The sequence below is a fragment of the Psychromonas arctica DSM 14288 genome (assembly GCF_000482725.1).
Classification (GTDB): Bacteria; Pseudomonadota; Gammaproteobacteria; order Enterobacterales; family Psychromonadaceae; genus Psychromonas; species Psychromonas arctica.
Genome location: NZ_KI519485.1, coordinates 39,496 through 53,381, shown reverse-complemented (window position 1 = coordinate 53,381; position 13,886 = coordinate 39,496). Strand labels below are relative to the sequence as shown.

Annotated in this window: 11 protein-coding genes; 5 read left to right on the top strand and 6 right to left on the bottom strand. The window is 38.4% G+C overall.

Going from position 1 to position 13,886, the window contains the following annotated elements; translation table 11 throughout:
* Window positions 1–203 precede the first annotated feature (203 nt).
* Window positions 204–647, bottom strand: coding sequence for a conjugative transfer protein MobI(A/C) (mobI, locus tag H592_RS0119315; protein ID WP_028870223.1), 444 nt, complete (start codon window positions 645–647; stop codon window positions 204–206).
* Between the two features lie 464 nt (window positions 648–1,111).
* Between mobI and H592_RS0119310 the strand changes: the two genes are divergently transcribed.
* The 3 genes from H592_RS0119310 (at window position 1,112) to H592_RS0119300 (ending at window position 3,601) form a co-directional block, all read left to right on the top strand.
* Window positions 1,112–2,086, top strand: a complete 975-nt coding sequence (locus tag H592_RS0119310) for a ParM/StbA family protein (RefSeq protein ID WP_022609788.1) — start codon at window positions 1,112–1,114, stop codon at window positions 2,084–2,086.
* Between the two features lie 125 nt (window positions 2,087–2,211).
* Window positions 2,212–2,358, top strand: a complete 147-nt coding sequence (locus H592_RS24305; RefSeq protein ID WP_169727678.1) for a hypothetical protein — start codon at window positions 2,212–2,214, stop codon at window positions 2,356–2,358.
* 1 nt (window position 2,359) lies between these two features.
* Window positions 2,360–3,601: a tyrosine-type recombinase/integrase gene (locus H592_RS0119300; protein WP_028870222.1), complete on the top strand. Its 1,242-nt coding sequence runs from the start codon at window positions 2,360–2,362 to the stop codon at window positions 3,599–3,601.
* 129 nt (window positions 3,602–3,730) lie between these two features.
* On the opposite strand, the gene H592_RS0119295 is transcribed toward H592_RS0119300, so the two are convergent.
* Window positions 3,731–5,749 (bottom strand): ATP-binding protein, encoded by a 2,019-nt coding sequence (locus tag H592_RS0119295; protein ID WP_000211147.1) that lies wholly within the window; start codon window positions 5,747–5,749, stop codon window positions 3,731–3,733.
* 1,180 nt (window positions 5,750–6,929) lie between these two features.
* Window positions 6,930–8,138, bottom strand: a complete 1,209-nt coding sequence (locus tag H592_RS0119285) for a multidrug effflux MFS transporter (protein WP_084296341.1) — start codon at window positions 8,136–8,138, stop codon at window positions 6,930–6,932.
* Between the two features lie 576 nt (window positions 8,139–8,714).
* On the opposite strand from H592_RS0119285, the gene H592_RS23770 reads away from it, so the two are divergent.
* Window positions 8,715–9,089, top strand: coding sequence for an RNA recognition motif domain-containing protein (locus tag H592_RS23770; protein WP_084296340.1), 375 nt, complete (start codon window positions 8,715–8,717; stop codon window positions 9,087–9,089).
* An 87-nt stretch (window positions 9,090–9,176) separates the two neighbouring features.
* On the opposite strand, the gene H592_RS0119275 is transcribed toward H592_RS23770, so the two are convergent.
* Window positions 9,177–9,542 (bottom strand): hypothetical protein, encoded by a 366-nt coding sequence (locus tag H592_RS0119275; RefSeq protein WP_028870220.1) that lies wholly within the window; start codon window positions 9,540–9,542, stop codon window positions 9,177–9,179.
* Window positions 9,543–9,599: 57 nt separating this feature from the next.
* Window positions 9,600–10,826 carry a cystathionine gamma-synthase family protein gene (locus H592_RS0119270; RefSeq protein WP_028870219.1) on the bottom strand — a complete coding sequence of 409 codons (1,227 nt, stop codon included), beginning with the start codon at window positions 10,824–10,826 and terminating at the stop codon, window positions 9,600–9,602.
* A 114-nt stretch (window positions 10,827–10,940) separates the two neighbouring features.
* On the opposite strand from H592_RS0119270, the gene H592_RS0119265 reads away from it, so the two are divergent.
* The gene (locus H592_RS0119265) at window positions 10,941–12,536 is read left to right on the top strand and encodes a sensor histidine kinase (protein WP_028870218.1); all 1,596 of its coding nucleotides are present in this window, start codon (window positions 10,941–10,943) and stop codon (window positions 12,534–12,536) included.
* Between the two features lie 537 nt (window positions 12,537–13,073).
* Here H592_RS0119265 and cspE read toward each other — a convergent pair.
* Entirely contained in the window at window positions 13,074–13,280 is a 207-nt protein-coding gene (gene cspE, locus H592_RS0119260) for a transcription antiterminator/RNA stability regulator CspE (RefSeq protein WP_019613006.1), read from the bottom strand.
* Window positions 13,281–13,886: the final 606 nt, after the last annotated feature.

The following is a 13,886-nucleotide window of genomic DNA, read 5'->3' as shown; positions in this document are numbered from 1 at the left end:
AAGTTTTTATTGTAAAATTTAGTGTGCTCTGCCTGCTTTTGCACATAACTATATCGATTATTTTTTTTGTTCCTTGCCATAACTCTTCCTGTTAAGCCTAAATTTTCAAACAACTATACAACTGGAGAACCTAGTCTCCTTGATTTTTAAGGAAATCATATACGCCATTTCTGTTTTTTTGCTGCTTTAGAAAATCAAATACGTCAATATGCATTGACTCTTCGACGAAGCATGTTGAGCTTATCAACTTGGCGTCGAATATCACTGAAGAATTCTTCTTTCTCCATGGCCAGCGCTAACTCCCATTCTTTGGCCAAACCTTGGCAGTCCAAAAATGAGTATCTCAGCTTCGTCTTTGAGATACGCAGCCCCTTGCTAAATACCACGCGTTTGCCTCGTTGACCGTGAAAACTGTTGATGTACCACTCGATGCCAAAGCCATACTTAAAGTCTCTGATACGGACACCAAGCAGCCCCCAATCTTTAAAGGACGCATTTTCGCGAACCTTGTAATGGGTAACCCAAAAGTCATCAACTTCAGCTCGTGCCAGCGCTTTTAGCCTGTCTGTTTCTTGTTGAAGTAAATCTGATACCTCTGCTTTCCATTGTTCATTGACGATTTCTACCAAACCAATTTCCCCATCCAATTAACCCCAAAAGCCAAAACCACTATCCGTTTGGCTTTTGGATCGAAACGCCAAACGTAAAACTGCCGTAACAATCACTGTTTGGTGTCTCGATATAAATCAACCCGCGCAATCCCATACCTGACAAGGGATACAGCCCGATTTCACTTAAAAACGCCTAAAAAGACGTATCGTCATGAAGATACAAACCGTTTAGCGAGTTCAGGCCAGAATGCAAACGACGTTTGGCGTCTCGATTTTTTTGGCTCAGTCATCCGCCGCCAAACAGAGCCTATTCTCATACTTTTGCGAAAATGCAATAGGCAGATAGATGAAAGGATTTGTCACCTTTCTGCCCACCGCCAGTGCACCGAATCCTGATAATGGCATTTGAGTGAACCGCCAGAGCACTTGGAATAGCCCAAGCGTGACCAGTGCGGTTAATTGAAAACCGTTAGAGCACTTTAAGTGCACAGGAGATAAGTATGTTTGTACTAGGCGTAGATATCGGTTACTCGAACCTGAAGCTGGCAATTGGCCAATCAGGCAGTGAACCGAAAACCATTATTCTGCCTGCGGGTGCCGGTCCTGCGGATCGTATGCCGGAGCGTATCGGTGGAGGCGATGATGACACTTGTTTGTATGTATCTGTGGATAATGAGCGTTGGGCCGCTGGTGTGCCTGCTGGACGCCTTCAAGGCTGGGAACGAGAGCTCCACCCGGAATATCCGACCACAAAAACCTATAAGGCGCTTTTTCATGCTGCCTTGTTGATGGCTGAAACTGAGTCCATCGATTTGGTTGTCACTGGATTACCGGTTTCCCAGTTTCATGAACCGCAACGTAAGTCTGACCTTGTAAAACGTTTAAAAGGTGTCCATCAAGTGACGCCTAAGCGCAGCATCACCGTTCATGACGTCAAAGTGCTGCCGCAGCCTGCCGGTGCCTATATGGATCTGGTTCAAACAGGTGGTGATCTGGGCTTGATTGAAGAAGGTCGCGTCGTCGTCATAGATCCCGGCTTCTTTTCTGTTGATTGGGTTGCCCTTGAGGCCGGAGAAATTCGCTACAGCTCATCAGGAACCAGTCTTCAGGCAATGTCCGTGCTACTGGAAACCATTGATAAGCTGATTTCGGAAGATCATGGTGCCAAAGTCGGCATGGATCGACTTGAAAAAGCCATGAGAACCGGCGACTTGCAAGTGCTGCTATTTGGAGAAAAAGTCGATATTTCACCTTATCTGAATGCTGCCATGAAAAAGGTAGCGCCTGTTGCTCTTACAGCCATGCGCCAATCCATGCGTGACGAAAGCATCAATGCGGACTTGGTATTGATCGCCGGAGGTGGAGCCCTGGCTTATAAGGAAGCGGCCAAGGAGATTTTTTCACGAAGCAAGATCATCGTGCCTGAGCAGTCTGTTTTGGCGAACGTCCGAGGCTTCTGGTTTTATGGGGCCTGATCATGAGAGTTGTCGTCAACATTCCCCCAGGGAGCCACCCAGAACTACTCAAAGAATTGGAAAAGACGCCACCACGGGAACGCGCTGAGCGTCTGAGGATGCTGGCCACCTTTGGGTTAATTCACATGAGCCAACCCAATCTATCCACGACATCTGTACAGGTGGATGGCCATGCTCCAGAAGTTGAAATTACTTCTGTGAGTAAAGCGCCTGAACCCAAAGCAGAATCACGTAAACAATCATTAAAATCAAAACTAGGGCTGGGCTTATAACATGGCGTTATCAGTTAGCTGGCTCGATGCCAGATTAAATAAAGAAGCAAAAGAAACCGTAGTAAAAGCCGACCGAGATGGGCTAAGTGCTCGGGTATCGCCTAAGGGCAAAATTGTTTTTCAGTTTCGTTATCGGTTCGATGGCAAGCAACAGCGGGTAGACATAGGTACTTACCCCCTTATGAAGCTTGCTGAAGCCAGGAATGAGCTGGATAGGTTAAGGGCAGTACTTGATCAGGGCCGAAACCCTAAGCTCTACCTACAGCAGGAACGGGCCAAGTATTCTGCCAACCAAAGCTTCGAATCGATTTTTCGAGACTGGATAGACTCTGCCGGTAAGCAAGGGCTAAAGGAGAAAACGTGGCACTACCAAAAACGCAGCAGTGAAATATATTTGCTACCCCGACTTGGCAAGTACCCATTAACTGACATCAATGAATTGTCCTTGCGAAACTGTCTTCGTGAGGTTTCGGAGTCGTCCCCTTCAAACACAGAGCGCCTAGTGTCTGTACTGCATAAGTTCTATGACTGGCTGATTGATGAACAAATTTTGGAAATTAACGCTGCCGCAGGGATCACAGCAAAGAAAGTCGGTGGCAAGAAAGGCAAACGAACTCGGGTGCTAAACGATAACGAGATCAGGATACTTTGGCGCTATTTACACGAGTCAAAAATCACTGAGAAGAATCGCATCTACATAAAATTGCTTCTGCTATTGGGCGGTCGCAAGGGCGAACTCATTCAAGCTGAAAAGCATCACTTTGACTTGCAATCTGCAATGTGGACAGTGCCCATAGAGATCCGCAAACAAGGTGAGAAAATAGGAGCGCCGATCATGCGGCCATTAATCAAACCAGCTATCGAGCTGATTGAACTGGCGATGCAAATGAGTAAATCAACTTACTTGTTTCCCGCTAACGGACAAGAAGAACTTGCCACAAATGGGTTTGATACCACTATTCCTAATAATGTGAAAATCTGGGCTCGCAGATCGCTTGGTGTTGAGATGGAGCATTGGTCTATGCATGATCTTCGCAGAACGATGCGAACGCGAATGTCTGCCATCACGACGCAAGAAGTTGCCGAGTTGATGATTGGCCACAGCAAAAAAGGGCTGGATGCTATCTACAACCAATATCAGTACCTGGACGAAATGCGTCATGCTTACGACGTTTGGTATCAACAACTAGAAACCATCATCGAGCCGACAGGCTTTCCATTCAACTGGCGTTTCGGACAATAAGGGGTAGCTGAATTAAGGAAGAGACTGAGCTAGTACAAATGACCGAGTCAAGTAGTGCATTTGGCTCGGTTTAGATTAGTTGTTTTTCCAGTTACAAAAAAACAACTTATCGAATAATTATTATAAGTCTCACGACGCCTCAGAGAGAGGTATTTGCAATTCATCCACAAGGGTTTGCTTAGATTTATACTCTAGCTCGCTTCTCTTTATTTTTAGCTTTTGTAATAAAGCACTATGAGTCACCTCGAAATCATTAAAAATTGTAGACCAACTTTTAACGTATACTCGAATTCTTTCATCCGCCCCGGAAACAAGGCCCGCGCCGCCCTTACCAGCAAGGTCTTTCAACCGCCTTGTAATTTGAGTATCATTCTGGGAGATTTTAGTTCCAACAAGAACAACATCAAATCTCATTCTCTCATCATTAAAGGCAGGATGCTTATCAAGTACCTCAGCATAACGTTCAGCTTGAGCTAAATGTTTCTTATTCAATGCTACACTTGGTCTTTTTATTTCAATGATCGTACATTTAATAAATTCTTCTTGTGTAGAATGATCAATTGTGACCATTTTGCGTGCAAGAAACAAATCTACTTGGCCTTTTGCCCCCTCTATGGTAGCGCCTTCAATAAGATCACTGGTACTGATATCGTCCCCATCCAATATTTCAATATCTGAATTCCGAAGATTTCTAGCTGTATTAGAAAAGTCATCCTCTTCGGCACCTATAGTTGTGTACTGAGGGCCAAACAACCATGTATTAGCCTCAATAATACCTTGTAAGTCTGGTGTTTCTAGAACTTCTTTAGCGTGCTCTTTAAAAAGGTACTTCATTTTCTGTACGACTAGATCTCGCTTATGAATGTGTCCAATCGTGCTAATTATATAATCAAGTTTAGATTTACTTATTTGAGATGCAAATTCATCCATTTGCTCCTTATTTAAGTCTAAAACGCCTTCCAATATATCTATCAAACTATCATTTTCACTTGATGTAGATAGCCTATCAAGCAAACCGATTATAATTTTTGTTTGCTTAGCCTTTAGCCCATTAAAAGCTGCTGGATCAGCAACGCAGATACTAGTTACTAATTTCTTCGTATGTGCAATTCTAAAGGAACGATCTTCGTCAGACTCCCAATTGTAAACAGGAAAATATCCTTTTTCTTCGAAAGAATCGACAAGCTGAACAGCTCTTTCTCTAAGGAACCCCTGATAAATCTCGGCTGTTTTGTTGCGCAGTTCTTTTAGCAGCATAGCTAAAACTTTATTCCCATCACTCTTTTCACTAATGAAGAGATCAGCATTTGGAGATGAGGTATCTTGAAAATTATCGAACCACTCAGATTGTATATATCCACTTATGAAAAAATTGTTTTTGTAGTTAAAACCAGTCAGATTTCTATACTTCTGATGTTCTTTTGAATCTCTAAAATAATTGTATGACTTTTCACCAGATGGTTTTTTTATCCACTGAATGATACTTGAACTAAATATATTTCCATCAACATCTATAAGCTCTTGAAACAACCTATGTTGGGGAGGCGTCACTCGGACTCTATTAACTGATATTTTAAGGTTAGAAAAAACTATTAGCTTCCAACCAAATTCATTTGAAAGCTCCTCCATGATATTTTCAATATTAGGGATTTTTTGAGATTTTTCACTCGTAATGCCCGTAAGAAATACTGATGTCCCACTTCCATTTGAAAGAATACTACTATGCTGTTCTTTATCGTCGATCAACTCAACTTTGTACGTTTTAATACGAGACGAGTCTATGGTAATACGTGCATTCTCAGATTGTCTTCTCGTAAGCCAGGTTGCTGTTGCAGCATATTTATGAAATGAATACCGCCCTCTGCCTTGACTGCCTTTTTGGGTAACCTGTTTTTTGGATGAGTCATCCCAATTATCAAAATTTCGGTCTAGGTTATGAAAGTCAATTCCTTCACCATTATCATGGATCTCTATTGACTCCACCCCGCCGAGATCACAGGTGTTAATAATGACATCAATATCTGATGCACCAGCATCCAAACCGTTCCAGATATATTCACTCAACATCTTCCAAGCGGGAATTGAGCCGAAACGTTTTTTTATCGACGCATTTGTAATACCTGTTGTCCGTTCTTGAGGAGTCGTCACTTACCTATCCATCCAATCAATAAAAAATCCATGCTGCTATCTTAGCCTAAGTTGGTGTACATATTAACTATATTGTTGGCACAAGCCGGCGTTTCAAAGCGTTAGTCCAAGCTCCAACAGAAAAACTAAGCTACGCTATCTATTCCTAATTCTTCTCATACTCCTCCAAGTCTTCAATGTGCCACAGCTTGTTTCGTGTATTTCGGTTGATACGAGGTTGCGGCAAGCTGCCATCTTTTATTCTTCGCCAGAGCGTCGTATAGCTAATGTGGTAACGAGCCATAACTTCGTAAGACGTTAGAAAAGGGGTTACTTGGTGCGCTACTGCTGTCATCTGCATTCTCCTGAAAATCAATGTAAAGCTATCATCGCCTGATTCATCACTTGTTGATGGTCAGAAAGATGCATGATTTGTTCAGAAGATCAGGCCCATACAAATGAACTTTTAGGACAGCAAGAAAGCAACCGGTAACCAACTCAACCGGCAAACAATTAGAGATAATCGCGAACGTCTTACCATCATTTCTCGATTTTTGGCATAAAAAATATAGGCAAGTTTTGGCTAAAACCCAGTAGGAACAAGGCCTACAGCTAGGTTTGTGTCATGGAATTTGGCTAAAAACGGTAAATATGGCGATTTGTACTCAAGTTTGTACACACTTTCCGAGGTTACGCTTGAACATCATTGAAAAGCAAAGAAACGAGAAAAAGACAAAAAGCCTTTAAATTCAGTGCGTAGAGATGTGATTGTGGTGTGCAATGAAAGGTGATTTTAAGCGTTGAAAGGCTGGGCGGCATCAGGGTGCGATATGATTGCGAATGTGCGTCTACAGTTGACGGCTTCTAAGAACTTAGCGTCTGCCATTTTTAGTTTTCTCTTAATATGTAGATAACTACATGCACAGTTACGCGCATAGCTATGTACATAATTATATTTTGCGAAAATGAGTGATTTGTAAATTTCGCTGAACTATAGCAAATTGAGAAAACTAATTCATTTCCTATTACGTTCAATTTTACAACAAAGGGGAACTTTTAATTGTTCAATGAGACAAAACATTCTCGATGCCAAATAAGCAATGCATTAAACACCCTAGCGTCATCGCCTTTAAAATATTTTTAGCGGCGATGATTCTTTAACAGCAACGCGGTGAGCAAGATAAACCGCATAATTAATGTATTAGCCAACAACTTTAACTAGTTTATCAGCAACATGTGGACGATTTTTTATCAACAACCAAAGTCCTCCTCCCGTTACGCCAATAATTAATTGGATTAAGCCTAGATTTTCGATCAATGACTCAGGTCGTAGCGATACTAATGTCATTCCCAATGCGCCAAAGATCATGCTTAAAAATTGTATAATAGCGACAACCGAGCCAGTATCGCTATCATGTTGATCTAACATAAGATTAGTACCAGGTATTCTCATCATGATCACAGATAACGTGGCGGGTCCCGCTAAAAAAGCAAATAACCAAGGTGATGAAAATCCGTAGGTGTAAGTTATACAACCACAGACCGTTAATAGTAAAAAACAACCTGTAATTATTTTTTGTACGTTAATGATTTTTGATAACTTGATATAAATAACCGGTCCAAATGAAGCAAAAAAAGCGTTAAAGGCAAATGCATAACTAAACTCCTGCTCTGTAAGCCCAAAGTCATTAATATAGATGTAAGAACCAGCGGCTAAAAAAGCCATTAGAGCCATTGGTACAATCGAAAAAACGGCTAATAGTGAAACAAATTGAGGGTTTTTTAATACTGTTCCCAAACGTCCCCATGAGCGCAACATAGAGCCTGTGTATTGAGAGACAAGTGTTTCGCGGTAACATAGTGCAAATAACGTAGCAAACAAACCAAATGCAGCAAGCGTAAAAAACATCATGTGCCAAGAAGCAACTTTTAACAAAAATGCACCTAAAACTGGAGCAACCATCGGTGCAATAATCACTAATGACATAATCGTTGCCATGATTTTCTCGCGCTCTCTGCCATCATAAAGATCTTTAATAATTGCGGTAGCGACCACTGTGATAGCACTCCCCCCAAAAGCTTGGAAAATACGAGAAAAAATTAAATGTTCAACTGAAGCCGATAAACCACAAAATACACTGGCAAAGATATAAATAATGATACCGGTTAATAGGATCGGTTTACGGCCAAATTTTTCACTTAAGGGTCCCCAGAAGAGTAACCCAATTGCATAGGTGACAAAATAGGCACTTAACGTTAAATTGACCATTGCTTGATTAGTATTTAATACCTCGACCATTTGTGGCAATGCAGGTAGGTAAAGGTCCATCGTTAGCGGAGGGAAAGCACTAATGATGACTAAAAACAGCAATGTGCCTTTGCGCCCTAAAATTGGCTGTATTTGTTTCAATTTTTTCTCCACTTGAATTTTTTTAAAAATGGTGCGGTATTTTGATAAGGTGTAATTGTCTGTAAAAAAGGATTAAATCATACCATTCACTCCACTTCCCCCCGCCCCAATTAATAACCTCAACAGGATATGAGTGAAGTAATACAGCCCAGTGAAATTGTAAACTTAACTTCTTGTTATGATAACGACTTTCACTCCCCCACCTACCAGACATCTAATATTATAATTTTCACAAGGTTAAGTTAGGGTTAACATGCACTTCCATCTTGCATACAGCCGTTCAATAAAAACATTTTTAATCCTCGAGGCATCCACATAATGAAATATAAATATCAACAAACAACTTAGTCAATCAGGACCTAGGTTCACATAACAGGTGTAATACCTAAGAGTGAAATGGTTAATACTTGAATCATCCACTTTGACTAATAAAATTGACAACATAGATAAATACGCACTTTTTGTTACATCCTTTTATCAGAAAATAACATATAAGCTTTATTCATTACGCTTTAATCAGCAATCGATTTAAGTTCCTGCTAAAATAAGAGAAATTATCCAATTAAGTGAGTTCCAATGAAATTATTAGTCCGTAATCTAGCAAAAGCTACCACCGAAGAAAAACTACTGTCTCTGTTTAAAGAGCACGGCAATATACAATCTTGTAATCTGGTATTAGATAAAGAAACAGGTGCTTCAAAGGGGTTTGCTTTTGTTGAAATGCCTAAAGTAGGTGAAGCAAAAGCTGCTATTAAACAATTAAACGGATATAAATTAGCGGGTAATATAATACGAGTTAAAAAAGCAGAAGTAAAAAAAGAATCTGAAGAAACGCCTGCAATTGAAACCGTAAAAGTAAAACCAAAACAAAAGAAAGAAACGGAGTCTGCGGATCAAGAGTCAACAATGGTTGACCCTGCAGCAGTCTGGGGTGAAGTGAAAGAAGAGTAAAGCAAGTAGGTTAATTAAACAGACAAAATATCTACTGATACCTAACACTTATTGTCTGTCTTAATATCTGCCTTACTCTCTACTTTATTATTCAGATAACTTTATTTGATAATGCTGACGAGAAACAGGATCAAACCTATTTGAGCAGAGCTGGAACATACTAGTGCTGCTCACTTTTCTTAATAAAGAGAGTGCTTTAGTTCTTTCTTTTTCAATCGCCTGTAATTTATCTTCAGTGTAGCCTTGATATTCAAGCTGGCTTAACTGATGCATTTCTGCATAATAAAAACGCATTACAGGGTCATTGTTTTGTTTTGCTAATAACTCACAGACTTCATAATTCGCAAGTGTATATCCCTGTGTTCTTAACTCTGTATCGGAGCTACTTTCCTTTGCAATAACGTCAACGGAGAGTAATAACAAACTTAAGCCAAAAACAATAAAATGAATCATTACTATTAATCCAAACATACAAAAAAGAGGCCGTAACCTCTTTTTTATGACTGGTAATTATGCCAATGCTTGTTCAAAGTCAGCAATCAAGTCAGCTGTATTTTCAATGCCAATTGAACAACGGATCATATTTTCACTGATCCCCATTTGTTGACGCAGCGCTAGTCCCATTTCAAAGTATATCGTTGGAGCAACAGGTAATGCTAAGGTGCGGTTATCACCTAGATGTGTTGCACTAATGACTAGATTTAATTTATTCAAAAAATCACAACAATCAATACTATCAATTAAATCAAAACTTAATAGTGCACCATATCCATTAAATAATGCTTTAGCGCGTTGATGTTGAGGATGATTTTCTAAGCCAGGGTAATAAACCTTAGCCACTTTAGGATGTGCATCTAACAATTTAGCTAGCGCCATGGTATTAATAGCTTGGCGATCCATGCGTAACTCCATAGTTTCACTGCCAACTGAAATAAGGTGTGCCCCCTGTGAGCTTAAACAAGCTCCCATATCACGTAATCCTTTTTTCTTAATTTGGCTGATCCCCCACATTTTAGTATCACCTTTACGATAACCTTCATAAATGTTTGGATAGTGTTCCCAATTAAATAAACCAGTATCCGTAACAGATCCCCCCATCGCATTACCGTGACCGGCAACATATTTAGATAATGAAGTGACAATTAAACTTGCTTTAACGCTAGTCGCATCGAATAAGTAGCTTGAAGTAATTGTATTATCAATAACATACACAAGACCATTGGCTTCACACAAATCGCCAATTTCAGCTAACGCACTCACTTGAGTTACTGGGTTAGCAATAGTTTCTACAAAAACCATTTTTGTATTACTGTTTAGCGCAGCAGCGACGTCATTGATATCCGTTGCATCAACTAATGTCACATCGATACCATAGTCCTGTAACGTTCCTAAAAGCGATGTTGTATTGCCAAATAAAAATCGACTACAAATTAAATGATCGCCAGATTTTAAAAGTGTCAAAAACGTAGCCACTATAGCTGACATTCCACAGGAAAAAACAGCCGTTGCTATACCGTTATCTATCTTTTGAATTTTTTTACATAAAGCGTCTAAAGTGGGTGTTGAAGAACGAGCATAAGCATGACCAGGCTGACCTTGGAATACGTCAATTAACCCTTGAACATCTTTAAAACCAAATGGTACTGAGTTATGTATTGGAGCATGAACGGCACCTGCTTCTAATCCTAATTGATGGTCCGCATGTACTATTTTTGTAGTAAAACCTAACGCTGTCATTTAAATTCCTTGCCTTTAATCTCAATAATGATCGCTTTGATCTCAAAATCTATAAATTTAACGTATTATGCCTAATCTAGAGTGATATAGCATTAGATGGTTTAAGGAAATAAATTGAAGTCAAATATTTACTGTGTTTTTGTTTTTTTAATTGGGTTAAGTATTTCATACTTTATTTCAGCACAACTTATTAAAGAAGAAACCAAAGTACAACAAAACAATATTGAAATTGAAGGTAAAAGTATTAGTTTTAATATTCGAGGGGCAATTGAAAATAATGCTGAAATAATTCAATTAGTGATCAACCGATGGTTAACTCTTGAAGACCTTAATCAACACTGGCAAAGTGATACAAATGCATTAAAACGCATCAACCGGACTATTAAAAAAATACAATTATTCCCACTGATTGAGCAAAGTAAATTTTCGTTACCATCAGGTGATCTGATTGAGCACACAGATCCCATGCTTAGAAAGCAACAGTTACGGGCTCGTAGTCACCTCCCTATGGAAAAAGAAAAGGTTATTTCAACCTTTGTTTATACTAGCCGCTCTAGTTATTCCGAAGATAATAAATTAGAACTTAATTTGCAATTTCCCTTGATCATAGAACAGGTGCTGACAGGCTATATCGAAGTATCATTAAGTATAGATATGTTAATGAGGCATAAAATAGATACCTATCAGATAACCAAGCCTTTTGCTTTGTCTGAAAATGGGATTACATTATTTAGTTCTCTGCCAGAAAAAACACACATTAATGACATTACCAATCAACTCACAATCTCTTTGTATGGGCATCAATGGCAACTTATGATTTGGTCGCATATATCTCCTCCAAATGGTGATTTATTCCTTATTTTCTCATTGCTTATTTCATTGCTGGCTGCAATTACAGTGAAGTTATTAACTTTATACTACAGCATGAATAAAAAACATATTACGGATAAAGAAGAATATAAGCGCATTAATGAAGAATGGAAAAATAGCCAAACAAAGCTTATTCAGTCTAATAAGTTGGCCTCATTAGGCGAGATAGCAGCTGGTATTGCACATGAAATAAATCAACCTTTACAAGTTATCTGTATACACACCGATATGTGTCTAGATAATTTACATAATGGAAATTACCATTTACTTGAGAAAAGCTGTAAAGCGATCGTAGAACAAAGTGATCGAATAGAAAAAATAGTCAAGCAAGTCGGTAGTTTTGGACGAGATAGTGAATTGGATAATTATCAGAAGGAAATCCCAAATACTATTTTCAGTAATGTGATTGGCATAGTTATTAATCAATACAATCAGGATAATGTTGAACTAAGGCAAGTCATTCCACCTTCCCTACCAGCTTTATTTTGTAACAAGACACAAATTGAACAGGTACTTATTAATTTATTAATAAACGCAAAAGATTCAGTTGAAACATCACAGAATAAAGTTGTTTTCTTCAAATCTCATGTACAAGATAATAACTTATACATTCAAGTATCAGACTCGGGATCTGGTATTGATCCTAATAAAATCAACGATATATTTACCCCATTCTATACAACAAAAGCGTTAGGGAAAGGAACAGGGTTAGGGCTATCAATCAGCTATTCAATTATTCACCAACATAATGGTGAAATTAAAGTCAGTAGTGAAATAGGTAAAGGTTCAATATTCACCGTTATATTGCCCTTTGAAAAGCGAAAATTAATACGTAATTAATCGCTTAAGTTTACGCCTTCTAATCAAAATATCCTTATTGTGCCTAGTGAAGCCACATATTTTATTGGATCTGTATATAAGCCTATTGCCATTCAAGATACAAAACAAGCAGACGGTAAGTGAACAAAGTTGAAACTAGCTAAAAAGGGACTTTACGCCTATTTATAAGGCTTTATAACAGTAATGAAGAGAATTGCTGTCGTTAATTACTTGCAAGATCATATCTATCATTTGATCGAGATGTTCGAGTACGACTAAAGATTAAATGTTGATTAATAACAACTATAGGGGTAGTTTTAATTGATAAAAGCATTTAATACCAATATACGACGTCTTGTAACTACCTACGACTGAAAATGGTATTGATATAATAACAATGAAGAGGTGTAACAATAAAAAAGTAGTGATGTTAATTGCTAAGAGGTAGCTGAGTGGGTTCGTGATACAAAATATTTTCTTTTAGGTATAAAAAAAGGCAAGTCAGTAACCTACCTTTTTTTCAATCAGAATGAGCGATAAACGCTCATCGAAGCAATATTAAAGAGCTACGATGTTTTCTGCTTGAGGACCTTTTTGACCTTGAGTAACAGTAAACTGTACTTTTTGGCCTTCAGCAAGAGTTTTAAAACCAGTGCTTGCGATAGCAGAGAAATGTGCGAAAACGTCAGGGCCGTTTTCTTGCTCGATGAAACCAAAACCTTTAGATTCGTTGAACCATTTAACTGTACCAGTAGTAGTAGACATGTGTATATCCTAATATATTTGAGTAATTTAACCTTAAAAAATCAAGGCAGTTGGCTAGAAGTGTTGCTATTACTTATGATGTATAGGATTCGGTACATTAATACGGAACAAAGTACATAAATATAAAACGAACTTTCAAGCTAAAAAAGATTATATATGGGTTTAAAAAGGTGTCAATAGGTATTTAATTAAAATATAAAAAAAACATTAAATATATTCGTAACAATAAATTAAAATCTTTATTTATCAATAAGATATATAAATAAAAGAATGTGAATTAATATTATTTAGTAGAAAAGTAAGAAACTAGGAATGTGTTTGTTTGTAAAAAATAAGCAAACGACCTTGCAGTGATGTATTTAAACTAGCATAAACATGTATGCACTATTCCCTCTTAAACTAATTCTCAAACAAACACAGCTTATTCAATGAAAGGTTTTCTTCTATACCATCCACAGCTCTTTTAACACGTCATTATCAAAGCCATCACTATGATTAATCTTTACGATTACACCGGTAATGACCAAAAAGAAAAATCAATCGTATATTCTGAAAATAATGAGCTTCATACTGTAAACCAGCAACACAACAACAAAAAACAGCTAA

Bases quoted from the DNA above. Each gene is read 5' to 3' on its own strand.
- H592_RS0119300 (WP_028870222.1), top strand. From the start codon at position 2,360: ATGGCGTTATCAGTTAGCTGGCTCGATGCCAGATTAAATAAAGAAGCA.
- H592_RS23770 (WP_084296340.1), top strand. From the start codon at position 8,715: ATGAAATTATTAGTCCGTAATCTAGCAAAAGCTACCACCGAAGAAAAA.
- H592_RS0119310 (WP_022609788.1), top strand. From the start codon at position 1,112: ATGTTTGTACTAGGCGTAGATATCGGTTACTCGAACCTGAAGCTGGCA.
- H592_RS0119270 (WP_028870219.1), bottom strand. From the start codon at position 10,826: ATGACAGCGTTAGGTTTTACTACAAAAATAGTACATGCGGACCATCAA.
- cspE (WP_019613006.1), bottom strand. From the start codon at position 13,280: ATGTCTACTACTACTGGTACAGTTAAATGGTTCAACGAATCTAAAGGT.
- H592_RS24305 (WP_169727678.1), top strand. From the start codon at position 2,212: ATGAGCCAACCCAATCTATCCACGACATCTGTACAGGTGGATGGCCAT.
- H592_RS0119275 (WP_028870220.1), bottom strand. From the start codon at position 9,542: ATGATTCATTTTATTGTTTTTGGCTTAAGTTTGTTATTACTCTCCGTT.